The following is a 25,010-nucleotide window of genomic DNA, read 5'->3' as shown; positions in this document are numbered from 1 at the left end:
TCTTATTTTTTAGCATTCTTCCATGTGCGGAAAACTTTCCCCAAAGAGGATTCTTTCAGACGCATCCGGGCCGAGAAGTACGCACCCTGCGTCTGACTGATAACGGCCGGCACAGACGCTGCCCCCTCGCAAAGAGGTATAAATCCGGTTGCAAAACGCTGCTTATATGCCTGCTCTCCGCGACCAAGATCAATCAGTTCAATCTGATGCGCCTGCGCCTCTCTGGCACAAAATGCCAGCAAAATCAGACCCGGTGAAAACTCGGCATAATCCGTGTCATACCACGGAAACCAATAATGCATAACCTTGCCGCAACGCATACCAAAATGGGCGGCGACCATCTTGTCGCCTGCATACAGGCTTGACAATATCCCGCCAAAATCGGGGCCATTATGCGAAAAAATGTGATGTACAACTTCACGTATCCAGGTGGTCGCAAAGATATCGTGTCCGGCTCCGAGTGTTCTGATAAATTGCGCCGATTTACCCGACAACAAAGCCTCAAATTCCGCCTTGCTTGCAGAATTCATAGTGAAAGACAGCGCACCACATTTCTTCGCAAGTTTGCGCTCATTGGTTTCAATTTTTTTGAACAAAGACGCATCACGCTTATCATTCAGACGTTGAGCATAGGCTGCAAAACCACCTTCCAGATTCAGTGTCAATGAACGGCTGTGACTCCAGGCATAAGCAGAAAAATCTGAGCGTTCCTGCGGCATATGATTAAAGCCCATGTATGCGACACCCATGGCTTTCAGCAGCTCGCCAACGGGCAATGAATTCTGAAAAGAACAGACCGGCCCCTGATAATCGGTAAGACCGCCGCCGATGACATCCGCTCGTAAACGATTTATTTTGTGATACGGCAAAAAACCCGTCACCTGCCCGGCATCTTCTATGACCAGAACACGCACGTCCGGCCTCGCAGCGGCGATGATCTGTGAATAGTGCGGATGATAATAAGGGCTGCCGTACACCGGAGATACCGACTGCAACTGCTCCCATTGCATCAGCAGAGCGGTATCTAATTCTGCGGCGATGATCTGACTAAACTTCATTTGTCTGCTCTTGTGTCAGAAAATATTCTTGCAGATTTTTTTGCAGACTCACTTCTATCACCTCTTCCACGAGTGCGGATAAACGGCTGCCTTGCACAGGTTCAAATACAAACACCTTATAAACGTCGGCCATTTTCAATAAAGACGGGTTCGCTACCATGGTCCACAGATCCCCGCCATCGCTGTTACGCGCCCACAGAGTTGAAGCTGGCCCGACGGCAGGTGATGATACCTGTGCCACCCACCCTGCTTCCAGCATACGCTGCAACAATCCTTCTATCTCATCCAGTCCGAACCTTGTTTGCGCACGGATCTGCGCCGCATTAACAATCGCGTTATCCGAACTGTGACGGGCAAAAAACAATACCTGCAATATTTTGATCGCATCTTCAAACGCGCTGCCGGGCGTCGGCACATGCCACCAGCGTTCGTATTTCACTATCGGCAGCGCTGCCGCAATCACCGCACCAATCAGAGTCACCAGCCACGAAAGATAAATCCAGATCAGGAAAATAGGCACGGCAGCCAGCGCGCCATAAACTACGGTATATGTAGAAAAATGGGTGATGAAGGCTGCAAAACCGCGTTTGGAAATTTCAAATACGCATGCCGCAAACAAACCACCCCAGGCAGCATCGCGCAGATTGACTTTGCGGTAAGGCACAGCCAGATACAATAAGGTGAACGCCCCCATTGTGAACACAATAGAAATCGAGGTGTAAAAAATTCCTCCGACAAACGGAACCGATTTCACAACACCGCTGGTCGCGGTGAATAAATAAGACGTCACAGAAATTGAAGCGCCGATCAGCAAAGGGCCCAGTGTGATAATCGCCCAGTACACCAGAATACGTTGAAAAACAGGACGAGACCGTTTGACCTGCCATATCTGATTAAATGTCTTGTCTATCATCGCCATCGTTGCGATCGCGGTGATCATCAGGGCAATACCACCCACAGCTGAAAGCCGGGTCGCTTTGGTTGCAAACTGAGTCAGATAGCCGAGGATAGTATTGGCAATCCCTTTCGGCATCAGATTCTGAATGAAATAGGCTTCCAGCGAAGTCCTGAAAGTATTAAACAGGGGGAACGCAGTGAATATGGCAAACGCAACAGTCAGAATCGGTACCAGTGCCAGTACCGTAGTAAACGTCAGGCTGCCTGCCACCTGTGACAACTGCCCTTCCCGCAATCGCTTGCGGGCAAACTGAAACAAATTCTGCAAATGCTTCCACAACGGTCCATGCATACATTTCTTAAATAAAAAATTACAAGTCCTCTATTTTACTGAGAGCGCCACAATAAAGCCCCATATAATAATAAATATGAACACAACTAACCTCACCCTACTCGTTTTATATTACTCACGCCACGGAAGCACGCGAAAAATGGCGGAATTTATCGCGCAGGGAATCGACAGCGTGCCCGGTTGCGATGCCAGATTGCGTACCGTACCATCGGTGTCGCCGACAACAGAAGCCAGCGAATCCGATATTCCCGTCAGCGGTGCACCGTATGTCGAACTCGTAGACCTGAAGGAATGTGCGGGCTTGGCGCTGGGATCACCGACGCGCTTCGGCAATATGGCGTCCGCAATGAAGTACTTCTGGGATGGCACTGCTGCCGACTGGCTGTCAGGAACACTGTGCGGAAAGCCAGCCTGCGTATTCACCAGTACCGGTAGTCTGCATGGAGGTCAGGAGTCAACTTTATTAAGTATGATGTTACCGCTGCTGCATCACGGCATGCTGATCACCGGTCTGCCGTACAGCGAAGCTGAACTGATGACGACATCCACCGGCGGCAGTCCTTATGGAGCGACGCACTGGTCCGGTCTGGATGGTAAAAACAGTATTTCCGAAGACAGCCGGCGCCTCGCGATCGCGCTGGGTCGTCGTCTGGCTGAAACGGCAGTCAAACTCAATACAAGATCATGATTACGGCGCGCCAGAAACAATTTCATCTGCTGGCTTGTCTCAGTCTGACTGCGTTGATTTTGCTGTGTATTTTATGGGAAGCCTGGCTGGCCCCCGTCAGGCCGGGCAGCTTCTGGCTCATACTGAAAGCATTACCTTTGTTCATTCCTTTACGTGGCGTTTTGCGCAAGGATAATTACACGATGCAATGGACGTCGATGCTGATCTGGCTGTATTTCACGGAAGGTATCGTCCGTGCCTACAGCGACATCAACCTGTTGTCAGTTAAACTTGCATGGATGGAAGTTATGCTCTCTGTCGCTTACGTCACCGGTGTTCTGGGTTACTTGCGTCCGATTAAAAAGGAAGCAAAAAAAGTGAGAAAGAATCAGAATGAATGAATTCATCCGCCAGTGTTGTAACGCCATTGGCAGTAGTCATGTTCTGACGGATAAAGACGAGACATTCGCGTACGAACAGGAATGGCGCCAACGCTTTACCGGAAATGCCCTTGCAGTATTAAGGCCAGCATCAACGCAAGAGGTTGCAGGGCTGATCACTCTTTGTAACACCTTCGGCGTGTCTGTCGTGCCACAAGGCGGCAACACCGGGCTGGTATTAGGCAGCGTTCCGGACAACAGCGGTAAGTCGGTCGTCATATCACTCAGGCGTTTAAACAAATTGCGTACGATTGATACGGCCAACAACACACTGACTGCTGAAGCCGGTTGCCTGCTCAGCGATATACAGCAAGCGGCGGCAAATGCCGACCGACTTTATCCTCTGTCGCTCGCATCGGAGGGAAGCTGCACTATCGGCGGCAATCTTTCAACGAATGCGGGTGGTACCGCCGTACTGCGTTATGGCAACGCACGTGATTTATGTCTCGGGCTGGAGGTCGTCACGGCAAACGGCGATATCTGGGATGGCTTGCGAGGATTACGTAAAGATAATACTGGTTACGATCTGCGTGATCTGTTTATCGGAGCTGAAGGAACTCTCGGCATCATTACCGCCGCGACCCTCAAATTGTATCCGGCACCATTAGCCAAGATGACTGCCATGGTGGCACTGGAAAGCCCGGAAGCCGCCTTATTATTACTGAATGAGGCGAGTAAAAAACTCGGCCCCACCCTGACCGGATTTGAATTTATTTCCAGGATTTGCCTGGAACTGGTGATCAAACATATCCCGCAACAGTCAGACCCGTTCACACAGCAATATCCGTATTACGTGCTGTTAGAAACCTCAGAGCATCAGTCAGCAGAACTCTCAGCGGCACTGATTAAAGACTTTCTGGAAACCCAGTTCAGTCTGGGACACATACACGATGCAGTCTTTGCAGAAAACATCAGTCAGGCGAAGGCCTTGTGGAGTCTGCGGGAAAACATCTCGGTGGCACAGGCCAAAGAAGGTAAAAATATCAAGCACGATATTTCTCTCCCGATTTCCAGTATCCCTGCCTTCATCGCAACAACGAATCAATTATTAGCACGACATTTCACCGGAAGCAGAGTAGTCTGTTTCGGCCACATGGGCGACGGTAATCTGCATTACAACATTTCACCTGCAACCGGGCAAGCGGCCGACGTGTTTATCGAGAACCAGCAAGCAGTTAACCGGCTGGTACACGATCAGGTTCATCATTTCCAGGGATCGATCTCAGCAGAACATGGACTCGGCGCGTTAAAGAAAGAAGAAATTCTACGTTATAAATCCCCCATCGAAATGAATCTGATGCGATTGATTAAGCAGGCTTTAGATCCTCATAATCTGATGAATCCGGGAAAAATTATCTGATCAGGGAGAAGTGATGAGACGTTTTCTGATGGCTTTGTTGCTCAGTAGCTCCTGCATTCAACATCTGTCTGCAGCCGAAGTTTATCAATGTGAAAGAGACGGGCGTATCCAATACAGCCAGACACCTTGTACGCCTGATCAAAAGACATTAGGAAAAAAAGTCACTCAGGATGCAACGGAGAACTCAAACGAAACACAGCATCATATTCAAAAATTAGCGCAGGATAAAAAAGAAGCAGCCAGATTAGAACGTGAGCGGCATAAAACAGAAGATAAACGAGACAAAGAATTCAGTCGGCAGGCAGCCAAAACAGAAAAGCAAAAAAGCCAATGCGACAGAGCACGTTTGCAAATAAAATGGGCTGAAGAAGATGCGCGTAACGCCTCCCCAAAATCCGAAGCGAAAGCGCGGCAAAAACTGAGGCGTACAAAAGAAAAAGCAGAACTCGCGTGTCAACAATAATCCGCATTCAGAACTCAGGACATAATTCGTTGCGGCGTGCCGCTTCGCTTATCAGCCAGTCCCGGAATGCCGCCAGTGGTGGCTGACTTGCGCACTCAGGCCGATATACCACGTAATAAGATAGTTCTGAATCAAACTGAATCTCTGGAAACAAGCGTAACAATCTTCCGGCGGCCAGGTCGTCATGCGCCATGATGCTGCGTGCCAGCGCCACACCACGACCTTCGATTGCTGCTTGCAGAACCGCTGCCGAGTTATTGATCTCCATCCCCCGCTCAGCGTTGATACCTGAGAGCTTTGCTATTGCAAACCACTTTTCCCAGGTCGGGAAGCCCGATTGACCGTCCATCGACAGGTCGTGAATCAGGGTCACAGAATTTAACCCTGCCAGCGAGTGCAAGCGTCGGTGTTTCCGTAAAAAACCGGGAGAGCAGACCGGAAAAATCTCCTCACCCATCAATTTCTCAGCAGTCAAGCCCGGCCAGGTACCAGCGCCGTAACGCACACCGACATCCACCCGTTGCGCAATGAAATCGACTGGTTTCAGATGCGTCTCCAGGCGTACATCAGTGTCGGGACAAATTGCCTGAAATCGCTCAAACCGCGGGAGCAGCCACTTAGCGGCAAATGCAGGACTCACGGTAACCGTCAGCAAATTGCGGGCCTCGTCTTCTTTCAGAAGTTCCATGCCCGAGGCCAGCTTATTCAGGCCGGCACGGATATCCGGCAACGCGCGCGCTGCGGCATCGGTCATCACAAGTCTGGCTTTACCGCTGGTGCTGCGGATAAACAATGGCTTTCCCAACCAGTCTTCCAGTCCCCTGACAAGTTGACCGACTGCTGCCGGAGTGACATTCAGTTCTTGCGCTGCCGCCGAAAAACTCTGGTGTCTGGCACTGGACTCAAAGGCGCGAAGCGCATTCAGATGGATGGGAAATTTCATAGCATTAAATATTTTCTTTCTCGGACAGATACTTTATCTGATTTGTTATCCGCCTGAAATCGATGAATAATCTTCTCCTGAGAGAGAGTAGTAAAAAAATTTACCATAGATTTTCTTTCATAGAGAACAAATCCCAGTGAACTGCTCACTGATCGTAAATAAAAGCGTCATTGTGCAGACAAAGAGACAACATAAATGCCCCCATACCAGTCTCTGCAATAGGTTGCCGTACGCACTTCTGGAATAACTATGCTGATTAATGCCGACTTTTCACGCCCCGCCGTTGTACTTCCCAGCCAGTACGAATGGCTGCCATCACCACAAAGCGGAGTGGAGCGCGTTATGCTGGATCGTATCGGTGCTGAGCAGGCCCGCGCGACCAGCATCGTGCGATACGCTCCCGGTTCGCGGTTCCCCCCGCACCAGCATCCGGGAGGCGAGGAAATTCTGGTTCTGTCCGGTGTTTTTTCTGAGGGGGAAACACACTATCCGGAGGGCTGGTATTTGCGAAATCCTCCCGGCTCCGCTCATCAGCCCGCCAGCCGTGAGGGAGCGGTCATTTTCGTCAAACTGCAACAGATGCGCCCCGACGAAACGCAAACTGTACGTATTGACACCCATGCAGCTGCATCCTGGCACAACGAGGCGGGACGTGATGTTTGCCCCTTGTATCAGGACCAAGCCGAGAGTACAAGTCTGCAAAGACTGCCTCCTGGAGAGCCCCTGTTCAGCGCACCGGTTCAACGTGCTGAGTTATTCATTCTGAGCGGGAATATCGTGGCAGATCATAAATCTTATGAGCGCGGCAGCTGGATTCGCCTGCCGGCAGGCCACTATCCCGATATCGTTGCCGGCACACAAGGCGCGATCCTTTATCTCAAGATCAGTCACCTCGCGGAAATCGGAACAGAAATATGAGCAGACAGACAGCACGCGTCGCCATCGCAGGAGGAGGCCTTTCCGGCCTGTACGCAGCATATCTGCTGGAAGAGAACGGTATCAATGATTACATTATTCTGGATGCCCGAAAAGTATGGGGCGGCCGAATCGCATCTGCATCACACCTCGAAGGTACGCATCCGCTTGATCGCTTTGATCTCGGGCCAACGTGGTTCTGGCCTGCTTATCAGCCGCAGCTCGATCAGCTCATCAAGCATCTGGGATTGGAAAGTTTCGCCCAATATGAAGACGGCGATATGCTGGTCGAACACACGCAGCACGCCATCCCCATGCGCATGAGAGGTTACGCATCGACACCAGCATCCATGCGCTTGCCAGGAGGAATGCGCTCGCTGACCGAGGCCTTACGTCTGAAATTAACGCCAGAAAATCTGCTCCCGGGGCAACAGATACTGCGCATGCGCAGTGAAGACGGCCATATCGAACTCGATACTAAAGATACTCTCGATACGCAAGGCAAACTCAACAGCTTTCGGGTCGAACATGTGCTGCTGGCTGTGCCGCCGCGACTGGCACTGGCAAAAATCGACTTCGCCCCCTTGCTTCCGGAGTCACTGGTACGTGCCTGGCGTCATACCTCCACCTGGATGGCAGCACATGCCAAGTACCTTGCCCTTTACGATGAACCTTTCTGGCGTATGCAAGGATTATCCGGCGAAGCGCGCAGTGCCAAAGGCCCGCTTGCCGAAATTCATGATGCGTCGATACCCGGTGGCAACGCGGCGCTTTTTGGCTTTTTTGGCATTCCTGCCCGTACCCGCAGCGATGTCGGTGAAGATGCATTGCGGGCACACTGCAGAGCCCAATTGTCACGGCTGTTTGGTGGGCAAGCATCAACGCCGAAAGCGGATTTCATCAAAGACTGGGCTGCCGATCCCTGGACGGCCACCAGCGCCGATCTGGAAGTGTCAGGACATCACACCAGTGCGCCTGTTTCCTTTGTTGCGGAGGGCCCGTGGCGTAACAGAATCACAGGTATCGCCAGCGAATGGTCACCACAGTTTCCAGGCTACGTCGCCGGCGCAATAGAAGCCGCAACGAATGGCGTCAATATGCTGCTGGCATCCTTCCCAGCCTGAGGACTGAGTGACGGCCAGCATACGCAATACGCGGCAAATCGTATTCCGGGACATTCAGTTGCAGCTGGCTTCACTGTCATCCCGCCGACCGCCGCAACGAAGTCGTGCGTCAGTTCCCCAGTGTTTATCCGGGCAAAGCGGTAACAGTCATTCGCGTTACAATGGCGCGAATTTCTGATCGGTCACACGCCCCTCTTTATGAAAATTCTCATTATCGAAGATGAACCTAAGACTGCCGCTGCGCTGGCTCGTTCCCTGCGGGAGGAAGGTTATTCTGCGGACATCGCTGAGAACGGCATCGATGGTCTGCATCTGGCACTGAGTGAAAGCTACGAACTGATTATACTCGATGTCATGTTGCCCAAGTGTGATGGCTGGTCTGTTTTACGTACACTCAAAGCGGAGCGGGCCAACTTGCCTGTTATCCTGCTCACCGCACTGGATGCGGTATCTGATCGCGTCAAAGGACTCGATGCCGGCGCGGACGACTACCTCGTCAAGCCCTTTGCTTTTTCTGAATTGCTGGCACGTATCCGTAATGTTTTACGACGCGCACCGGTACAAGCATCAGATTTAATCCGGGTTGCCGATCTTGAAATGGACAGAAAAAGACACCGTGTCTCCCGTGCCGGGCAGATACTCGATCTGGCACCACAAGAATACCGGGTACTCGATTATCTGATGCACCATGCAGGTGAAGTGCTGACCCGCACTCATCTTGCTGAACAGGTATGGGATATGAACTTCGACGGCGACAGCAATGTGATCGATGCCGCTATCCGTCGCCTGCGTAAAAAAGTGGACGATCCGTTTGAGCCAAAACTGATCCATACCTTGCGCGGTGTCGGCTACGTGCTGGAAGTACGACACTGATTGACGATGAAACTGAATTCGATTTCCATCCGGCTGACGGTCTGGTACGCATTGCTGAGTACGACACTGATCGCATCAGTGGGTTACACAATGTACTGGATGCTGGCTGACCGGCTGCTGCGCGAAGACGATACTTTTTTATTGAGTAAAGTCTCAGAAGCGCGCGCCGTGATCGCCCTGCACCCGGAAAATTACGACGCTCTGCAAGAGGAATTGCAACACGAAGGCGAGACCTTTCCTGATATTCGCGTCAGAGTTCTTGATGAGCATCATGCTGTCATTGCTGATACCAATAATGAAAATACACATGGTATTGCGTCAGAAATATTCGATGCCATGCCGTGGACAACAGAAAAAACAGACTGGTACGACCGTCAGCAAACGCGTTACCGCCTGATGCAACAGCACTCCGGTAAGCTGACCATACACGCAGCCATGCGCCTCGCCAAGGAACAGCGCTTGCTGAACTTCTATCGCGATATGCTGCTGACCGGCGTCGCCGCCGTGTTGTTGATCGCCATGCTCGCCGGTTACGCGATTGCGCGCTACGGGCTGGCACCGCTGCATCGTCTGGCCGCTCTGGTTGACGGACTGAGTGTAAAGCAGCTGAATCAGCGTGTCGGCGAAACCGACTGGCCGCAAGAATTGCGCCTGCTGGCAGATAATTTCAACCGACTTCTGATACGACTGGACGACGCATTTTCCCGTATGTCACGTTTTTCCGCAGACATTGCACATGAACTGCGCACACCGTTGCAGATATTACGCAGCGAGGCTGAAATGAGCTTATCGCGTGAGCGCTCCCCGGCGGAATACCGGCAATGCCTGGAATCCGGGCTTGATGAATACGCCAGGCTATCACGTATGGTGGATGCTCTGCTGTTCCTCGCCCGCGCTGAGCAAGCCGATACTGCTCTCGATTATAAAAATCTCGATCTGTCCGCCGAATTACAGTCTGTCTGCCATTTTTTTCAGGCCATGGCGGACGAGCTTGATATCACTCTTCACATGCAGGCGCACGGCCATCTGTCGGCGGATCAGGGACTTTTACGGCGCGCTCTCGCAAATCTGGTGGATAACGCGCTGAGACATACCGGCAGAGGAGGCACAGTGACACTGAACGCCCTCGTTCTGCAAGATGGCGACGTCGAGCTAAGCGTCAGCGATTCCGGTTGTGGAATTGCGAACGAAGATCTGCCACACATCACGGAACGTTTTTATACTGCAGACAGATCCAGGCAGCGTCTCGGTCAGGGTAGTGGCCTGGGCCTTGCCATCGTGCAGTCCATCATGCGTCTGCACGGTGGCACGATCACATTCAGCAGCACTCCCGGTCAGGGCACCGAGGTAAAACTGCAATTCCCGGCAGACGATCTATCCCGACACAGTGCATCTGCCTGAAAATTTCCACCTGATGCCGCATCGCCACACCACGCAAGGCATCAGCGCTGAACCGTGCTGGCCTAGACCTATTTCCTCTGCATATTGAATGCCGCAGCGAATCTGACGAAATCGTCAGATTCGCGTCATGCTGCTATCAGACGTGACTGTTATTCTGGTTAATCAGATTCCGAATGAATACCTGTCCAGAATATGCCCTCTGTATCTCCGCTGGTCTCCTGCCGAGCGATTCATAAAACCTACTATCAGGGTGAGGTGCAGACCCCTGCCCTGCGCGGCGTTAATCTCGATATTCAGGATGGCGAATTACTGATGCTGGCCGGGCCGTCAGGCTGCGGTAAAACCAGTCTGATCTCGATTATCGGCGGTATGCTCGATGCCGACAGCGGAGATTGCACAATACTTGGCAACGATATAAAAACGATGTCCGCGCAGCAGCGGGCACATTTTCGCAGACAGCACATCGGTTTTGTTTTTCAGAGTTTTAATTTATTACCGGCGCTGACCGCTGTTGAAAATGTCTCTGTACCGCTTTTACTGCAAGGCGTTCCGCGTCAAGCCGCCGAAGCTCAGGCCAGAATTGTGCTGGAGTCGCTGGGGCTGGCCAGTCGTGCCGACCACTCACCCGGACGTATGAGTGGCGGTCAGCAACAGCGGGTAGCCATTGCGCGTGCGCTGGTACACGAACCGCAAATGATCATCTGTGACGAACCGACTTCCAGTCTCGATCATGATGCAGGACAAAACGTGATGGAAATCCTGCGCACGCTTGCGAAAACTGCCGGACGAGCGCTGCTGGTGGTGTCACACGATCCGCGTATTTTTTGTTTTGCTGACCGCATCGCCCATATGGACGACGGCCGCGTGATTTCCATTGAAACGTCCCCTTCCTGAAATTAGACGTTATGAATCGTTATTATGTATTGGCTCTACTGACCTTCTCCGGCCTCGTACTGACCGTGTTTTCCGTTATCCGCGACGAGCAGGTCACCATGCCGGATAAAGCGCCGGGCACAGAGATCCGCTCGCCATTTTCCAGTCAGGTCGCTGGTACAGGAATTACGGAAGCTTTTGGAGGCAATATCGCTGTCGGCACGCCCGTGACTGCGATTGTCAAAAGCATACCCGTAAGCTGGGGCAGTACGGTCAGTGCCGGTACACCACTGGTGTATCTGGATGACAGCGATCTGCAAGCCCGTCTGCCGTCAGCTAATGCACGCGTGAAGGAAGCACAGACCAGGCTGGCAATGTCACGTCTTGCCCGCGAACGCGCTGAGCAGATAACGGATAAACGTGCCATCAGCACAGAAGAACTTGACAACCGGCGGTTCGCCGCCAAAACAGATGAAGCGCTTGTCGCCACCGCACAAGCTGCCGTCGATGAAATCAGAATGGAGATGCAGCGCCGTATCATTCGCGCACCTGTATCGGGTCAGATATTGCAGATCCGCCTGCACAGCGGCGAATATGCTGATAACAGTGCTCCATTAATACTAATGGGTGACGCCGCTCGTCGTCAGGTGCGTGTCGATATTGACGAAAACGATGTCCGCCGCTTCCGCCCGGATGCAGCAGCGATCGCTTATTTACGGAACGACACAGAACATCCGCTCACCTTACGTTTTGAACGGACAGAGCCGTATTTACGCCCGAAGTCAACTCTGACCGGAGCAAGCGCAGAACGGATTGATACCCGCGTTCTGCAAGTTATCTACAGTGTAGAGACAAAAGAAATACCACTGTATATTGGTCAAGTGCTGGATGTCTTTATTGATGCCGGGTCTGCGCCAGCGAACAGCATCAAAGGCAGACAAGTAAGAGCAGAAACATCACGACCATGAAACTGATACCTGTTATCTGTGCCTTGATCTGTCTGATGTTGTCGGCATGTTCCACGCCTTCTGGCTACCAGCGCCCCGTCATCACGCTACCGGAAAAATGGCAAACCATGCCGGAACAGACGACGGCTTTACCTGATAATGCTCCGTGGTGGCAAGCGTTTGCCGATCCGCAACTGGATCTGTTAATGGCGGAAGCTAAACACCTTAATCCGGATATACAACGCGCCCGCATTTTGCTGCGTAAGTCCCGCGCTGAATACCAGAGCATCAGCGCTATGCGAAATCCTGCACTTCAGGGTAATGCACTATCGAAGCGTGAACACGAAAGCGCCAACATCGATAGCAGTACATTCAGCCAGCCAGGAGAAACCGGCAGTCTGTTTCAATTCGGCTTTGATGCAAGCTGGGAGCTGGATTTCTTTGGTGTGCGCCATCAGCTTTCAGATGCCGCATTGGCGCAGACAGAGGCGACACTGGCCGGACTCGCTAATGTCAGTGTAACGATGCTGGCGGAGGTCGCCCGCAATTACATTGAACTGAGAAAGGCGGAGGCGCTGATCGCAGCAGCACAGGATGACGAGGAAACAGCACGAAATATACTGGAGCTGGTACGCGCCAGAAGTCATGCCGGGTTTGCGAGCGGCGCTGATCTGATCACAGCAGAAACTGGATTACGCTCGGCACAAATGGCGCTCGTACCGCTGCGCGTAATGAAGAATGTCGCACTGAACCGGCTGAGTGTCTTACTTGGCAGATACCCCGGCGAGCTGCAACTCAGTCGTTTTCAGCAGTTACCTGTAACACCCGTTGCCCTTCCATCCGCCCTGCCGTCTGAACTGCTGCGGCAACGCCCTGATATTCTGGCTGCAGAAAAACTTCTGGCAGCAGCATCCGCCAGAGCAGGTGCAGCACAGGCCGACTGGTATCCACGCTTTTCTCTGCTCGGACAAATCGGTCTGGCCAGCTCTGTTTTCGGCAAACTGGCCGAAGGCGCAAGCCGCATCTGGCGTATCGGTCCATCCTTATCGTGGCCCCTGCTGCGTGGTGGACAAATCGCTGCCACCATACAGGTACGTAATACAGAACAACAGCAGGCGCTGATCATTTATCGTCAGACTATTCTGCAGGCCACAGAAGATGTGGAAAACAGCTTGACCGGCTATGAGCAGGAAAAAAAACTGCAAGCTCAATATTCAGAAAATGTCACACTTGCTCAAAAACGGCTCGCTCTGGCTGAATCACATTATGCTGCGGGACTCAGCGATTATCGCGCAGTTCTGCATGCCAGACATACCTGGATCACTACCCAGCAAGAGCAGATACGCAGTACCGCCGCCCTCGCTTCGAGCTGGATAGCGATCAACAAGGCATTTGCCGGCCATCTTTACCATTCATCGGCAGAATCCCAGCTCAGCGATACAGACTCTTGTTTTCAGAAACAGACACCGGATAATTCAACATGTATCACATCGCATTAAAAATGCTGGGTGGTGACCGGACGAAATTCATCACACTGATACTCGGCGTAACCTTTACCGCCTTTCTGGTCACCTTTGCTGTTTCGTATTTTTGCGGCTTTATGACACGCGGATTTGCACTGATCAGTGAAACGCAAGGCGATATCTGGGTCATGGACGCGGCAGTCAGTTCCGTTGAGCAGACAACGAATCTATCTGACGCAGCATTGTTACGTGTCCGTTCAGTACCGGGTGTTGCCGCCGCCATACCACTGCTGCTCAGTTCTGCTGAAGTCCGCTTTCCGAACGGTTCGTTTCAGTCATTTCAGGTAATCGGCGTTGACGACAGCAGTCTCGCCGGTCTTCCGCGAATGGCAGGCCTGGATCATGCTGTACTGCGCCAGCCGGGTCAGGTCGTGGTTGATGACGGTGGCACAGAAGACAAACTGGTGACGCCGCTGCATACCAGTGATACATGGCCGAGCGGTGGTCGTTCAAACGTCAACGCGGCGATGCGACGGCTGGCCAGGAACGATCAGCTGGAACTCAATGATCACCGCATACGCATTGCCGGTGTATCGAATGCGCATCCTCGTTATCCGGCCAAACCGCTGATGTACATGACGCTCACCAACGCTCGCCATATTTTGCCCTCCGAACGCAGGCAAATCAGCTTTATCCTGGTTCGCGCCGGATCAGACAACAGCATGCAGACACTCGCTACGCGCATCGAGCAACAGACCGGCCTGAAAGCACGAACAGCCGCTGATTTCAAAACAGAGACGGTGCACTGGTATCTGCGTAATTCTGAAGACGTAGGCGATGTCATGTCCATGTTGATTCTGGCGATTGCCGTAGGATTCGGCGTTACTGGCGTCATGCTCTATATGTTCACCAGCGAAAGCCTGCAGCAGTATGCCGTGCTGAGCGCACTCGGCACACTCCCTTCACAATTACTGAAAATGGTGTTCTTACAAGCGATGGTATGCGGACTATCGGGTGCAGGAATGGGCACGGGTCTGTGCGCCCTTGCCGATCTGTTTTTGCGTAACAGCGACTACCCTTTCCGCATGATGTGGTTTGCTCCGCTTGCGGGTGGTGGCATGGTTATGCTGACAGGAGTCATCGCAGCAATCGTCAGTGCACGTCCGGTTCTTAAACTGGAGCCGGCAAAGGTATTTGCTGCCCGATAAAATACTGAATCAGCAGCGCCGGAAGAGTCACTCACGAATCCTTAGCCAGTACTGAAAACACGTCATCGGCAACAGATAAAAAACCTCACTCTGCACAGGTCACCGCGGCAATCAGATCCTTATTTTTGCATTATTGTTTTTTCAACTGGGACAGTTTGTCTCTGTCTATGGCTATTGCTTTTAAGTAGAATGCGTTATGCCCTGTAACAACATTGCCCTCCTGGCGCAACCGTTCATATCTTCTTCTGGATTTGCTAATTCACCGGTTTGAATGCCTTCCTGATTTCGCAGAAAGGTATCGTGAAGAGTCAAGCGCAGTAAGGAATGGACAATTTAAAAATGCCATATCGCTGTCGGAGCAGCGTTTTAAGGCAACACTGCCGACGATATATTCTGATGTTATCGACAGTGCCGATTCTTAGTCTGGAAAATAATCAAAATGATGGAATGGATTCCCATAATCTTAGTGACGTTTAAGATACTCGTGCTGGGCACCGGCATGTTCTTCGCCATCAAGTGGCATTACGACAAAGCGAAAAAGGGGAAAAATACCGCGAGAGAGGCGCGAGCAGTTCTGCGCGCCAGTAGCAAGGTATTCGCCGCCTTCACGCTATTACTGCTGGGTCTGGGGCTTCTTACCTACGTCGTCGCCAGGACGAGCGGTTTGGAAATGACCTTCATGTGACCAAAAATCATAATCAGCCACGACTCATTGATGCTGAAAAATATAGAAACACATCAGCGCTTAATACCATCCATTTTTAAAGACTGGCTTTGGGCTTGGTAATGGCCACCTCAATCCCTCATGGAATTGACGTGGCCGTATCCGGTTAACCGCTTGGTCGATCTCAACACCAAGCCCATACGGCCAGTAGGTTTTGACGGTGGCCTGACCATTGTTGATGTCGGCTTCTTGTGCTCCGGCATAGTAGGTGGTGGTGACTGCCGGATTGCCGTTTGGCTGGCTGGTTTTAGTTTGTTTGCTGCGCTGGTGTTCGGGGCCGTAGGTGAACTGGCTGCTGTCGGCCTCGCCTTTGCTGATGCGTTTTGGCATGTCGAAGCTGGTCCAGTCGATGTTGACCCAGCGACTGCTGCGGATGGTGCTCAGCAGGTTGCCGTTGTCGTCGTATTCATGCGCGCCAATTCTCCGGGTTTTCGATTACTTTGCTTCGCTCGCTCACTGAGCGCCTGCCATTCTTCTTCGTTCAATCGGAAGTTTAATTGTTTGGAGAGTATCATTCGCATTTCCTTTGTTGATAACAATTGTTATACAAGATAAGCGATTGATTTTCAACATGAAATAGGCTCAAGCCAATTTTTCGTGTTGAAGTTGGGCTTGGTGTGTCTGACACGGCAAACCGTTGCCCAGCTTAGGTTTGCGGCGGTTGGGGAGTATGCACGTAAGCGTGCGTCATGTGTGTGGGTTAATTGGGGGAGGTTTTAGCTGTTTTAGGCCAACTAATTGTTGCGGATTTTAAGCTGGATTTTTTGCACCGGCGGGCTCGGATTTTAGGAACTAGGGAATTGGCAGTGAAGAGAGGTTTAGCTGAATCTTGGGGAATTTAGCTAAATTAGATTTTTTATGCGCGGGAAGTTTGATGCGATTTTTTAAAAATGCACCTTGCACCGATTTTGCGTCAATTTCTGTTTTTTAGAAATCAACGCAAAATCGGTAAGTACAGAGCAAGTACAGATTTAAGTAAAAACAGAAGGCCGGGCTTCGCAAACTCAGCGCCAAAGCCAACGCTGTTAGCTTGACGTATGCACCATGCGGGCTTCACCGGTCCTACCCGGCTTTGAGCTTGCATTGCAAATGGCGCAAAAAGCCTATCCTGCGTGAGAAACGAAAGGCTTGGTATTTTCAAGCAAGGGCGCTATTGTTTTTTTGAGAAGCAGGTCAATCCTTCACCATCCAGGCAAATCTTTTGTGAGCGGCCTTCAATGTTAGCCTTCCAGTAGCCATTGCCCGCCTGAGGCTCAGTACCAGCCCACACGATCCCAGAGAAAGAAATTGACCGGCCGGTGCCATCCTCGTCCTGCCATCGCCCTCGAATCTCATCGCCACGAATACCTGGACTCGCAATATTAAGCGAGTAGTCGCCTCCGGTGCGCATCGTCAGCGTGTATGACTTCCCTCCTGTGTCGAGAAGGTACACGCCAACTGGATCAATTTTGTTTGAACAGCCCACCAACCCGACAAGCAAGGCTGCGGCAGTGATTAATCGTTTCATCGTTTCACAGGCTCCGTCCAAGAATAAGTCTGTCGCATATTTCCAAAGGGCGCAGCCTTGTCGCGCTCCCAATCCGGCCCGACCCCGTATAGGAATGACTTCATGCTCGAATTGTTAGAAAGGTCAAAACGAATCTGATCCTGGCCAACAGGGAAAATATCAATGCGATAACTGCCGACAAACTGCTGTGTCGGATTCAGCCCCGCATACCAGACCAAGTCAGTCAAACCGAAGTCGCCCTTGTACCCGGTAACCGGGGCAAGAGGTTTTCCGGCAGCTAGAGCCTCAGCGTTCTTCTTGTAGAAATAGTTTCGTGCCTCGCCGACCCTGCGAGCCGACATCATATTTTGGGTCGATGACGTGCTCGCATCGAAATGGCGATTTGCAGAACCATGGCCAGTAGCCCAATCGAACGTCATCCCGATAGCCGCTCCCCACCCTGAATCCTGCTTCTTATCGGGGTTGTGACCGACGATCTCGACGCACTGCATTCCGGCATCGCAACTTGGCTTTTCTCTTCCACCCGACGCAAGTGGGAACGACGGAGCAAGCCCACCAATGTAGTTACCTCCACTGATTGCCGCGTTACCTAGAGGAGCAGCCTGCCCCTGTCCGGTACCAGTCTTGTCTTTACCGTTACCTGTGGCCTTAGACGTATCGCCAATCATCCCGCAATTCCCACCCATTGCGCGGCATACATCCATCATCCGTCGAACGCCTTGGCAGATGAGGTCACAGTCTTTCTTGTTTGCCTCCTCTTTCTGAATCAACCCATTATCGCCCGCATTTCCAGCCTCAAACCCCGTCGGATCTGTCAAATTCGTCGGGTTGTTCCACACGTAAGTATACCGGTTGTAGCTCTGGCTATGTGCCGGATCCTGAATCATCGGGTCGGCACTCAGAAACCTTGCCATCAGCGGGTCGTAGATCCTGCCGTTCATGTGCACCAGATCGAGCTGATCGAGCATTTCATGGCCGGTGTAGCCTTTGTTGTCGACTTGCCCATCCAGATTATCCGGTGTCGCGCTGCCATCGGTGGTTCGGCGTTTGCCCCAACTGTCGTAGGCCATTTTTTCTTTCAGGTTGCCACTGCTGTCGCTGATGCTGATGATGCTGCCCAGTCTGTCGTGGTGGCTCCAGTTGAGTTCGCTGGTGTTGCTGCCGGGTTGGTCGATCTCAACACCGAGCCCATACGGCCAGTAGGTTTTGACGGTCGCCTGACCATTGTTGATGTCAGCCTCTTGTGCTCCGGCATAGTAGGTCGTGGTGACTGCCGGGTTGCCATTGGGCTGGCTGATTTTAGTTTGTTTGCTGCGCTGGTGTTCAGGTCCGTAGGTGAACTGGCTGCTGTCGGCCTCGCCTTTGCTAATGCGTTTTGGCATGTCGAAGCTGGTCCAGTCGATGTTGACCCAGCGACTGCTGCGGATGGTGCTCAGCAGGTTACCGTTGTCGTCGTATTCATGCGCGCCGATTCCGGGGATTTGCTTGACGGCATGGGGACGCACGCTATTGCTGCCGGCGGCGGGGTAGATGTAGTCGCCCATGCCGACACCGGTTTTACTGAGGATGTTGCCGATGGCGTCGTAGCGGAAGTGTTGGCTGGCCTGGCCATCGACGGTGGCGCTTTCGAGCCGGTTGAGTTCGTCGTAGGTAAAGCCTTCGCTGTATCCACTGTTGTTCCAATACTGGCTGCGACGATCTACATTGCCCAATACGTCGTAGGTGTAGCCTTCTTGTAGCAGTGCGATTCCCTGGCTGTTTTGAAGAATGCTTTGCTTCAGGCGACTTGTGTAGGGGTTGTAGTCGTATTTAACATCCAGGCCATTGCCCAGTTTCGCCTGACGGACGTGTTGTGAGGCATCCTGGACGGTGGCTCGCCATAAGACAAGGCTCCGTCTTTCCAGGCGTTCAAGATACCCATAGCTGTTATAACGATGATCGAAGATTTTTGGACTGGCGTTTCCTCGCTGGTATTGCTGGCGAATCAGGCGGTTCCATTCATCGTATCTATTTTTACTTATGTAGGTGGTGTCCAGATACAGGGTCGTGGTGTCAGTGACCTGCTCCCCGAGTTTAGAATGATGCACAAGGGGACACCCTATGAAAAATCACTTGGGAGCGCTAAAGATCTTTCTGAGGAACAGGCCAGGATAGAAGCTGAAAAATATCGTACAAAAATTCTTAAGGAAAGACACAAGAACGGCATTGAAAAACTGTCCGCAGACTTGGCAATGCCGCGTATTCCGTGCTTTAAGAGCTATGAATACGCTAGAAACTTCGTTAAGGAATTAAATCAAATTGCCCCACTCAATCGAGGACGCTTTACAGGTGGAAATCTAGAGCCAATTGAACTAGAGCTCTATGGAATCATATGGCTGATGCTCCTGCTACCACTTAGCATGGAAGATTTGCTGCAATTAGCAACAACAGATATCCAAAGCAAAAGATCGGAACCATATTTGACTCTCCGGAGAGCAGAAAAACATACTCCCCATTTGGAAGTTGATTTGCCCTATAGCGCAATTACAATTTTTGAAGCGCTAGAAATGAAACTTGACAGAGATTCTTACAGAGAAGGACTGTTTCCTCTACTTCGCAGATTAAGTAAAAGTGAGCTAAAAAATGAAATGAAGCAAGTCCTGAACAAAATATCCCCAACCTACGTCATTGATACGAATAAATTTATTGCTTACTTTGAATTTACTGCAGTCAAATTCAGCTGTTTCCGTAGCGAATTCATCAAGGATTACACAAAAAAAAAGACGCGGACAAAATGAATGTGGGATAAGCAACAGCGCCAGACGGCTTTTGATGACTTGGTGGGAAAGCCATTTACTACAAAAGACCAATTTTATTAAGTTGGATCTCAGCCTTCTTAGCGCCCCCAAAAAAAGAAGGAGTTCGCCGTCGATTGGCAATCGTCGATAAGACAAGGATTCAAAATCACTCCAAGAGTGATTTATCACAAACAGCCGTCCAATATGGATGAATCCGTTCTAACCCAAAATGGCATACCAGATGGCATACTAAGCAAGCCAGAAAAAGAAAAAGCCCTTAAAAATCAAGGGCTTATCATTTTATTTTGGCAGCTGTGGGAATCAAACAACATACCAAGACCCGCATAGATAAAGGGTTTTACTTACACATAACTTCCACGTGGATGCATACATGGATGCAAAAATAATTGTCACGTGTTGGCAACAGTGCTCAATCGCATTTCATTTGCAATCCACTTTGCGACGAAGAATACCTATAGTGGCTCGTATGTATAAGGTACGCAAACGAAGGTACGCAGATGGTACGCATGAAAATAAGCTTCCGCACCAAAAGCAAATTTTATTTCCTAGCGATTAAAAAATAAGTACTTAAATGTACTAATTCATACTTGATCTGACACACTTCGTCCGATTGCGCCCCAATAGCGGACTGTGGCAATTCCCAAGAGCAGCCTGGAAATGACGCCGTCGCTGAATGCTTCGAGCCGGTTCTTGATCATCAGTTTGCCCGTGGTTGTTAGGCATAGGAGTGTATTCCGTCAAACCGGCGATCAGCAATGAACCAGATCATTGCGACAACCACATAGACCGCAAAGCCAATCAACGGCTGGACGAACGACAACGCCATGCCAGAGGTATACAACAAGGTGGACAGCTTCCAGCCTGCCTTTTCCCATTATCAGTAACTCTTTGTTGAATGCCGATTACAATTTTTCAGGAGCAACATAGCTACGCTTCATTTGCATAGTTTCACCCTCGGCGTTCTGAAGGAAGACCTCTGCAAAAACTGTTCTCTCGTCCGCAGTGGCGTTAACAGGGATGATCACATTAATGGACCTCTCAACTGTTTTCCCAGGGAAAATAATTACATCACTGAAGCGCTGTTGGTAACGAGGCGCACGCTTGTCCTCTGTACTGGTAATCGCCTCAACAGTTGCCGTAATAATAGCGCTACTATTATTGGTCATTTTAAACGGAACCGAAACCAGATCGTTTTTTGCGCTCAATTTTCCGATATCGATAGACAATTTTCCAGATACTAAAGCCGCATAAAGCTTATTCTCTTTTTTCTTGTATATCGAAAGCACATTCCAGCCCCCCGTTTGTTCCACTTCTACTGCAACCTCTTTTTCAGTCTTTTCTGGAGTAGCTAACACATTTTGAAGTGCAACATAGCTCAAGTAGCAAACTGCTGGGAAGACAATGAAAATACCAACTAACCAGACCCTTTGTGATGCAGTTGGTGGAACTTCTTCAAGCTTCGCGACTGTAATACCTTTAGTCTCTTTGGAAATCGTTTGAACTATATCATCAGGTTTGAATACTCCGCCCTCAACGTTTAAAAGCATAGTAATTTCATCTGATGGGGCAATACGCGTCATCTTCAGCCGATTCCTATCAACCGTCGCATCTGGACTATTTGCGCCTAATAACTCATATTTCAAAGCTGGATTCAAAGTTACATCAATATTCTCCTCTGTCTTGAATCCCCGGTTGAAGACGGTAACTTCTACAAGGTGACCCTTGTCGCTTAATTGATTATAAGAAAACGTTCGGGGTACGAACACTGTAAGGCGCGGACGACGAATCCAGCCTAAAATAGCCGCGAGCAACAGGCCGCCTACTAGTGTAAGAACGATAGAGATGGGATTAAATTGCATGTTTGTCTTCTGTGATCATGTGCTAAGAGTCTAACATCTACACATGCTCTGCGTATGCAGGCAAAATAGCAAATTGTGTGGGTAATTCCCTTGTTGATGCTTGCTCCAACAAATTCCGAAGTAAATGAAGCTGCGGACATAGCAGAGGAGGAAGTCGAGCGGCCGCTTGTGGCCGTTACCTATATATGCAGTGTGCTGCTTACCGCAGATGTTCCAGTCTTCCGTGGTCGTCGCTAATTGCAGGGCGACTCAGACGTTCGTTCGACTCAACGGTTTGATTCAATGAAAAAGGCCGCCTAAATTTGACGGCCTAGTTATTGTGCAGACGTCTGCGCTTTAACTATTGAGCTGTTTAATCATATTGAAAACTACTCTTCAGCATCTGCGTTCTTGTCGATCTTAAGCGCTTTCTTTTTTGTGTAAAGCGCTTGAAAATTAACTGGGGGTAGCATAAAAGGTTTATACCCTGAGTTAAGCAACAGAGTACCAATGTACGCACGTACGAATGGATATCCAATTGCAGGAGCATTCACGTTCATGAAGGGATGCTCGATCGTTTCATCGGAAACGACAAACTTGGTGTCTGTCTCACAGGCAACTTCAAAATCCACAGCATACAAAACCTGCAACGATATATCTTCAACTTTAAGTTTAATGTTGAAGATAATTGCTACTGAATTATCTGAGAGCTTCTGACATACTACCCTTAAAGAAAGATCTCTTTCTCCGATGTCAATATCATCTGGATCACCAATTACAACCTTCTGAGCTTGAAATTTTACTGGCTTGATTTGGATTGGAGTTGCGGACATCTCAGGCAGCCATCATATAGGAATCATCATTAACTGCTTTATTTTGAACTGGGCTTATAAGTGAATAGTCGATATCAAGCGCCAAGTCATTTACGAAAGATTTTAGCTTTGCGTCCAGATCCATAACAGGCGCAATGACGGGGTCTTGCGCACCAAAGTCCATGGGGACGTCCTCAAAAAATGTATATTTTCTTGTGAATTCGATCCCATATTCGGCCATGCTCGACTCTAGCTCTTCCGGAGTAAGAGCTTCAATAATTTTGAGCGCTCTTTGTAAGAATGCTTCATTCATTTACTTTTCCTTCTTTCACTATTTGTGTGTGACCAATTGAAGCTGCGTTGATCACACATAACACGGTTGTGTTAGGGACATTTAGTCGTAACCCCGCTATTCGTTCCCGCTTGTTCTTAATATACAAGTTATGCTTCACAGCCTGAGACTTAAGCATCTTAACAAAGTAATTAAACAGAATGCAGTTGTGCTCGGCTTTCTTGTGGAAGTCGAAGTTTTCAATCATCTTGTTGAAGAAAAATTCCTTCGCAATATTGAAGCGCTTCAACCCTTCAATAGTGGTGATGTCCAACAGAAAATCCTCATCTACATTGATATCTGATTTAAGAATAGCATAATCATTGTATTTCTGTATTCCGGCGACGCTATCCCGAGAGTTACATTTGGCCCAATGATCAGCATTTAGGTCTGGACTGGATATGCCGTCCACAAAAAAATAAATGCCGTGTCCAAGCCATTCATCTTTCTTGGTGCTTCTAAGAAATGCCGTTTTTAATATATTCTCCGAGGCTGCTTTACTCGTTCCATGGAATCCTTCAAAAGCAATCATATTGTAACAATAGCAATTTCAACGGGAAGGCTCGATGATATCAGCATCATTGCTTCGTTGCAAACATGGTAAAACGCTATGCTGACATCTTCGATCATGGTGCCTCGTTGCAAGGTGGATTAATTAATGTGAATTAGTTTTAAATGCAAATCAACAGCATACCCTTTGACCGTCCGGTCTTGGCCGAACCTAGTCATTTGTGGCTAGAGTAGCATCTTTCTCGCCCAGAGGGTTCACGCTTTGTCGCGGCAAGCGGAAGTCGCCCCAAAACGGACAATAGAGGACCGAGGTTTAAACTGGCAAGCAGAATCCTCGCCAGTCAGAATAGGTAAAGGTGTAAAGCAACGATAAGACAGCTGACTTGGTGAACTAGAGCGGTTCACTCACTCTATGGGAAAGGCTCTCAGTTTTACATGGCAGGCCGTTAGTGTTACAAACGAGTTTGGAGGCACTAATCTAGCGCCGTAAAATCACAGTCAACAAGAATTTTTTTCATCAAATCCTCCGAACTGCAATACTCCTTAAGCAAAACAAAAAGGTCAACCTTAGATTCAAGCAAAAAATGAAGCTCGATTTTTACTGGATAGTCGTCCGGGTCAATTGACGCAAGTCTAGCACTCTCCAAAACCTGGAAATATTGACTCCGCTCACCCTCAGAAAGAAACAGCATGTTGTCTAATTCAGAGGGGAAAATTCGAATTCTATTTTTTCCATAGTGGCTTGATATCTCCCCCTGTCAATAATAAGCAATAGATATTCTCTCTGCTTGCGAGAGAATTTTTTAAGCCTTTCATAGAATATTTTGATCTTTTTGAACTCATCACTCCAATAACCATCGTCTGGCTCGTAGCCTATATGTGTCAAAAATTTCTTCGCTGTTAGAGGCGGCAAATCAACTAGTTTCTCAACCCTAGCGAGCAAACTTTCTGGAGCTGCGAAAGCGGACACTATAGGCGCAAGCTCTTTAGAAATATACTCCTTTAGCTCTTCAGCCCTTCCCAGCTTGAGCATTTCAATTTTTTCTAGCAAATCGTCAATATCCCAAATATCGCTATTTTTAGAGAATGTAAATTTCCCTTTGGTGTCGAAATTGCTTGAATAATTTCGCTTTTCCGTAATGATTAAGATCACGAGCCTTGAATACGTCTTATAAAGTTCATTGTTAATGAAGCCGTTTAATGTGTCTTTGATTTTCGTAGAGGAATTTTCGGCTGTAACTTGTATACAAATTTTACTGGCCTTGTCGCCGAGATCAATTGCTGCAGCATTCGCCTTCTCTTCATTAAGGTCTTCTAGCTGAAGATTCTCGACCTTGTTGAGAATGTCCCTAAAAAAACGCTCTGCCTGCTTATTTAAATCATAGAGCTTTCTTTTGCTCCTCGATTTAAAGATATATCGTAGTACTGAAAGCCACATCAAAATTTCTTCGAACGTTTTTGCAGATGCCAGTGGCATAAGAGTCCTCAATAATGTTTGGTTAATTT

28 protein-coding genes are annotated in these 25,010 nt (G+C 49.7%); 15 read left to right on the top strand and 13 right to left on the bottom strand.

Annotated features, from left to right (window positions below):
• Window positions 1-2: 2 nt before the first annotated feature.
• The gene (locus ACPAOP_RS11075) at window positions 3-1,058 is read right to left on the bottom strand and encodes a GNAT family N-acetyltransferase (protein ID WP_423708028.1); all 1,056 of its coding nucleotides are present in this window, start codon (window positions 1,056-1,058) and stop codon (window positions 3-5) included.
• Entirely contained in the window at window positions 1,048-2,307 is a 1,260-nt protein-coding gene (locus ACPAOP_RS11070) for a YihY family inner membrane protein (protein ID WP_423682147.1), read from the bottom strand. Before ACPAOP_RS11070 ends, ACPAOP_RS11075 begins: the two co-directional genes overlap by 11 nt.
• A 76-nt stretch (window positions 2,308-2,383) precedes the next feature.
• On the opposite strand from ACPAOP_RS11070, the gene wrbA reads away from it, so the two are divergent.
• Genes wrbA through ACPAOP_RS11050 form a run of 4 tightly spaced genes read left to right on the top strand, consistent with a single transcriptional unit; the run spans window position 2,384 to window position 5,237 of the window.
• The gene (wrbA, locus tag ACPAOP_RS11065) at window positions 2,384-2,995 is read left to right on the top strand and encodes an NAD(P)H:quinone oxidoreductase (RefSeq protein WP_423682146.1); all 612 of its coding nucleotides are present in this window, start codon (window positions 2,384-2,386) and stop codon (window positions 2,993-2,995) included.
• Window positions 2,992-3,375 carry a DUF2069 domain-containing protein gene (locus ACPAOP_RS11060; protein WP_423682145.1) on the top strand — a complete coding sequence of 128 codons (384 nt, stop codon included), beginning with the start codon at window positions 2,992-2,994 and terminating at the stop codon, window positions 3,373-3,375. The genes wrbA and ACPAOP_RS11060 overlap by 4 nt, the downstream gene beginning before the upstream one ends.
• The gene (locus tag ACPAOP_RS11055) at window positions 3,368-4,774 is read left to right on the top strand and encodes an FAD-binding oxidoreductase (protein WP_423682144.1); all 1,407 of its coding nucleotides are present in this window, start codon (window positions 3,368-3,370) and stop codon (window positions 4,772-4,774) included. The genes ACPAOP_RS11060 and ACPAOP_RS11055 overlap by 8 nt, the downstream gene beginning before the upstream one ends.
• 28 nt (window positions 4,775-4,802) lie before the next feature.
• Window positions 4,803-5,237 (top strand): DUF4124 domain-containing protein, encoded by a 435-nt coding sequence (locus ACPAOP_RS11050; protein WP_423682143.1) that lies wholly within the window; start codon window positions 4,803-4,805, stop codon window positions 5,235-5,237.
• Window positions 5,238-5,244: 7 nt separating this feature from the next.
• Here ACPAOP_RS11050 and gcvA read toward each other — a convergent pair whose 3' ends face one another.
• Window positions 5,245-6,180, bottom strand: coding sequence for a transcriptional regulator GcvA (gene gcvA, locus ACPAOP_RS11045; protein ID WP_423682142.1), 936 nt, complete (start codon window positions 6,178-6,180; stop codon window positions 5,245-5,247).
• Between the two features lie 249 nt (window positions 6,181-6,429).
• Here gcvA and ACPAOP_RS11040 point away from each other — a divergent pair, with 249 nt between their 5' ends.
• The 9 genes from ACPAOP_RS11040 (at window position 6,430) to ACPAOP_RS11000 (ending at window position 15,669) form a co-directional block, all read left to right on the top strand.
• Entirely contained in the window at window positions 6,430-7,098 is a 669-nt protein-coding gene (locus tag ACPAOP_RS11040; RefSeq protein ID WP_423682141.1) for a cupin domain-containing protein, read from the top strand.
• Window positions 7,095-8,219, top strand: coding sequence for a flavin monoamine oxidase family protein (locus ACPAOP_RS11035; RefSeq protein WP_423682139.1), 1,125 nt, complete (start codon window positions 7,095-7,097; stop codon window positions 8,217-8,219). Before ACPAOP_RS11040 ends, ACPAOP_RS11035 begins: the two co-directional genes overlap by 4 nt.
• A gap of 198 nt (window positions 8,220-8,417) precedes the next feature.
• Window positions 8,418-9,092: a heavy metal response regulator transcription factor gene (locus tag ACPAOP_RS11030; protein WP_423708027.1), complete on the top strand. Its 675-nt coding sequence runs from the start codon at window positions 8,418-8,420 to the stop codon at window positions 9,090-9,092.
• Window positions 9,093-9,098: 6 nt separating this feature from the next.
• Window positions 9,099-10,493: a heavy metal sensor histidine kinase gene (locus ACPAOP_RS11025; RefSeq protein ID WP_423708026.1), complete on the top strand. Its 1,395-nt coding sequence runs from the start codon at window positions 9,099-9,101 to the stop codon at window positions 10,491-10,493.
• A 192-nt stretch (window positions 10,494-10,685) separates the two neighbouring features.
• A complete protein-coding gene (locus ACPAOP_RS11020; protein ID WP_423708025.1) occupies window positions 10,686-11,387 on the top strand; it encodes an ABC transporter ATP-binding protein in 702 nt (233 codons plus the stop codon).
• Window positions 11,388-11,398: 11 nt separating this feature from the next.
• A complete protein-coding gene (locus tag ACPAOP_RS11015) occupies window positions 11,399-12,334 on the top strand; it encodes an efflux RND transporter periplasmic adaptor subunit (protein WP_423708023.1) in 936 nt (311 codons plus the stop codon).
• Window positions 12,331-13,812, top strand: coding sequence for an efflux transporter outer membrane subunit (locus ACPAOP_RS11010; RefSeq protein ID WP_423708021.1), 1,482 nt, complete (start codon window positions 12,331-12,333; stop codon window positions 13,810-13,812). Before ACPAOP_RS11015 ends, ACPAOP_RS11010 begins: the two co-directional genes overlap by 4 nt.
• Entirely contained in the window at window positions 13,794-14,984 is a 1,191-nt protein-coding gene (locus tag ACPAOP_RS11005; protein WP_423708020.1) for an ABC transporter permease, read from the top strand. The genes ACPAOP_RS11010 and ACPAOP_RS11005 overlap by 19 nt, the downstream gene beginning before the upstream one ends.
• Window positions 14,985-15,423: 439 nt before the next feature.
• Window positions 15,424-15,669 carry a hypothetical protein gene (locus tag ACPAOP_RS11000; protein ID WP_423708019.1) on the top strand — a complete coding sequence of 82 codons (246 nt, stop codon included), beginning with the start codon at window positions 15,424-15,426 and terminating at the stop codon, window positions 15,667-15,669.
• 60 nt (window positions 15,670-15,729) lie between these two features.
• Here ACPAOP_RS11000 and ACPAOP_RS10995 read toward each other — a convergent pair whose 3' ends face one another.
• The 4 genes from ACPAOP_RS10995 to ACPAOP_RS10980 form a co-directional block, all read right to left on the bottom strand.
• Window positions 15,730-16,038 (bottom strand): hypothetical protein, encoded by a 309-nt coding sequence (locus ACPAOP_RS10995; protein ID WP_423708018.1) that lies wholly within the window; start codon window positions 16,036-16,038, stop codon window positions 15,730-15,732.
• 50 nt (window positions 16,039-16,088) lie between these two features.
• A complete protein-coding gene (locus ACPAOP_RS10990) occupies window positions 16,089-16,223 on the bottom strand; it encodes a hypothetical protein (protein ID WP_423708016.1) in 135 nt (44 codons plus the stop codon).
• Between the two features lie 635 nt (window positions 16,224-16,858).
• Window positions 16,859-17,215, bottom strand: a complete 357-nt coding sequence (locus ACPAOP_RS10985; RefSeq protein ID WP_423708015.1) for a hypothetical protein — start codon at window positions 17,213-17,215, stop codon at window positions 16,859-16,861.
• The gene (locus ACPAOP_RS10980) at window positions 17,212-19,302 is read right to left on the bottom strand and encodes an RHS repeat domain-containing protein (protein ID WP_423708014.1); all 2,091 of its coding nucleotides are present in this window, start codon (window positions 19,300-19,302) and stop codon (window positions 17,212-17,214) included. Before ACPAOP_RS10980 ends, ACPAOP_RS10985 begins: the two co-directional genes overlap by 4 nt.
• Between ACPAOP_RS10980 and ACPAOP_RS10975 the strand changes: the two genes are divergently transcribed.
• The gene (locus ACPAOP_RS10975) at window positions 19,294-19,992 is read left to right on the top strand and encodes a hypothetical protein (RefSeq protein WP_423682127.1); all 699 of its coding nucleotides are present in this window, start codon (window positions 19,294-19,296) and stop codon (window positions 19,990-19,992) included. The genes ACPAOP_RS10980 and ACPAOP_RS10975 overlap by 9 nt on opposite strands.
• A gap of 204 nt (window positions 19,993-20,196) precedes the next feature.
• Window positions 20,197-20,340, top strand: a complete 144-nt coding sequence (locus ACPAOP_RS10970; protein WP_423708012.1) for a hypothetical protein — start codon at window positions 20,197-20,199, stop codon at window positions 20,338-20,340.
• A gap of 388 nt (window positions 20,341-20,728) precedes the next feature.
• Here ACPAOP_RS10970 and ACPAOP_RS10965 read toward each other — a convergent pair whose 3' ends face one another.
• The 6 genes from ACPAOP_RS10965 to ACPAOP_RS10940 form a co-directional block, all read right to left on the bottom strand.
• Window positions 20,729-20,857, bottom strand: coding sequence for a hypothetical protein (locus tag ACPAOP_RS10965; RefSeq protein WP_423708011.1), 129 nt, complete (start codon window positions 20,855-20,857; stop codon window positions 20,729-20,731).
• Between the two features lie 58 nt (window positions 20,858-20,915).
• A complete protein-coding gene (locus ACPAOP_RS10960; protein ID WP_423708010.1) occupies window positions 20,916-21,872 on the bottom strand; it encodes a hypothetical protein in 957 nt (318 codons plus the stop codon).
• Between the two features lie 368 nt (window positions 21,873-22,240).
• Entirely contained in the window at window positions 22,241-22,684 is a 444-nt protein-coding gene (locus tag ACPAOP_RS10955) for a protein-export chaperone SecB (protein WP_423708008.1), read from the bottom strand.
• Window position 22,685: 1 nt separating this feature from the next.
• Window positions 22,686-22,976 carry a hypothetical protein gene (locus ACPAOP_RS10950; RefSeq protein WP_423708007.1) on the bottom strand — a complete coding sequence of 97 codons (291 nt, stop codon included), beginning with the start codon at window positions 22,974-22,976 and terminating at the stop codon, window positions 22,686-22,688.
• Entirely contained in the window at window positions 22,969-23,526 is a 558-nt protein-coding gene (locus tag ACPAOP_RS10945) for a hypothetical protein (protein WP_423708005.1), read from the bottom strand. Before ACPAOP_RS10945 ends, ACPAOP_RS10950 begins: the two co-directional genes overlap by 8 nt.
• A gap of 675 nt (window positions 23,527-24,201) precedes the next feature.
• Window positions 24,202-24,981 (bottom strand): SMEK domain-containing protein, encoded by a 780-nt coding sequence (locus ACPAOP_RS10940; RefSeq protein ID WP_423708003.1) that lies wholly within the window; start codon window positions 24,979-24,981, stop codon window positions 24,202-24,204.
• Window positions 24,982-25,010 lie beyond the last annotated feature (29 nt).

This window comes from Undibacterium sp. WLX3042 (assembly GCF_049544825.1).
Classification (GTDB): Bacteria; Pseudomonadota; Gammaproteobacteria; order Burkholderiales; family Burkholderiaceae_D; genus Undibacterium.
This window is presented reverse-complemented; position numbering and strand designations above follow the sequence as displayed.

Coding starts and splice junctions, on each gene's coding strand:
- ACPAOP_RS11075 (WP_423708028.1), bottom strand. CDS start 1,058: ATGAAGTTTAGTCAGATCATCGCCGCAGAATTAGATACCGCTCTGCTG.
- ACPAOP_RS11070 (WP_423682147.1), bottom strand. CDS start 2,307: ATGCATGGACCGTTGTGGAAGCATTTGCAGAATTTGTTTCAGTTTGCC.
- wrbA (WP_423682146.1), top strand. CDS start 2,384: ATGAACACAACTAACCTCACCCTACTCGTTTTATATTACTCACGCCAC.
- ACPAOP_RS11060 (WP_423682145.1), top strand. CDS start 2,992: ATGATTACGGCGCGCCAGAAACAATTTCATCTGCTGGCTTGTCTCAGT.
- ACPAOP_RS11055 (WP_423682144.1), top strand. CDS start 3,368: ATGAATGAATTCATCCGCCAGTGTTGTAACGCCATTGGCAGTAGTCAT.
- ACPAOP_RS11050 (WP_423682143.1), top strand. CDS start 4,803: ATGGCTTTGTTGCTCAGTAGCTCCTGCATTCAACATCTGTCTGCAGCC.
- gcvA (WP_423682142.1), bottom strand. CDS start 6,180: ATGAAATTTCCCATCCATCTGAATGCGCTTCGCGCCTTTGAGTCCAGT.
- ACPAOP_RS11040 (WP_423682141.1), top strand. CDS start 6,430: ATGCTGATTAATGCCGACTTTTCACGCCCCGCCGTTGTACTTCCCAGC.
- ACPAOP_RS11035 (WP_423682139.1), top strand. CDS start 7,095: ATGAGCAGACAGACAGCACGCGTCGCCATCGCAGGAGGAGGCCTTTCC.
- ACPAOP_RS11030 (WP_423708027.1), top strand. CDS start 8,418: ATGAAAATTCTCATTATCGAAGATGAACCTAAGACTGCCGCTGCGCTG.
- ACPAOP_RS11025 (WP_423708026.1), top strand. CDS start 9,099: ATGAAACTGAATTCGATTTCCATCCGGCTGACGGTCTGGTACGCATTG.
- ACPAOP_RS11020 (WP_423708025.1), top strand. CDS start 10,686: ATGCCCTCTGTATCTCCGCTGGTCTCCTGCCGAGCGATTCATAAAACC.
- ACPAOP_RS11015 (WP_423708023.1), top strand. CDS start 11,399: ATGAATCGTTATTATGTATTGGCTCTACTGACCTTCTCCGGCCTCGTA.
- ACPAOP_RS11010 (WP_423708021.1), top strand. CDS start 12,331: ATGAAACTGATACCTGTTATCTGTGCCTTGATCTGTCTGATGTTGTCG.
- ACPAOP_RS11005 (WP_423708020.1), top strand. CDS start 13,794: ATGTATCACATCGCATTAAAAATGCTGGGTGGTGACCGGACGAAATTC.
- ACPAOP_RS11000 (WP_423708019.1), top strand. CDS start 15,424: ATGATGGAATGGATTCCCATAATCTTAGTGACGTTTAAGATACTCGTG.
- ACPAOP_RS10995 (WP_423708018.1), bottom strand. CDS start 16,038: ATGCCAAAACGCATCAGCAAAGGCGAGGCCGACAGCAGCCAGTTCACC.
- ACPAOP_RS10990 (WP_423708016.1), bottom strand. CDS start 16,223: ATGATACTCTCCAAACAATTAAACTTCCGATTGAACGAAGAAGAATGG.
- ACPAOP_RS10985 (WP_423708015.1), bottom strand. CDS start 17,215: ATGAAACGATTAATCACTGCCGCAGCCTTGCTTGTCGGGTTGGTGGGC.
- ACPAOP_RS10975 (WP_423682127.1), top strand. CDS start 19,294: ATGATGCACAAGGGGACACCCTATGAAAAATCACTTGGGAGCGCTAAA.
- ACPAOP_RS10970 (WP_423708012.1), top strand. CDS start 20,197: ATGGATGAATCCGTTCTAACCCAAAATGGCATACCAGATGGCATACTA.
- ACPAOP_RS10960 (WP_423708010.1), bottom strand. CDS start 21,872: ATGCAATTTAATCCCATCTCTATCGTTCTTACACTAGTAGGCGGCCTG.
- ACPAOP_RS10955 (WP_423708008.1), bottom strand. CDS start 22,684: ATGTCCGCAACTCCAATCCAAATCAAGCCAGTAAAATTTCAAGCTCAG.
- ACPAOP_RS10950 (WP_423708007.1), bottom strand. CDS start 22,976: ATGAATGAAGCATTCTTACAAAGAGCGCTCAAAATTATTGAAGCTCTT.
- ACPAOP_RS10945 (WP_423708005.1), bottom strand. CDS start 23,526: ATGATTGCTTTTGAAGGATTCCATGGAACGAGTAAAGCAGCCTCGGAG.
- ACPAOP_RS10940 (WP_423708003.1), bottom strand. CDS start 24,981: ATGCCACTGGCATCTGCAAAAACGTTCGAAGAAATTTTGATGTGGCTT.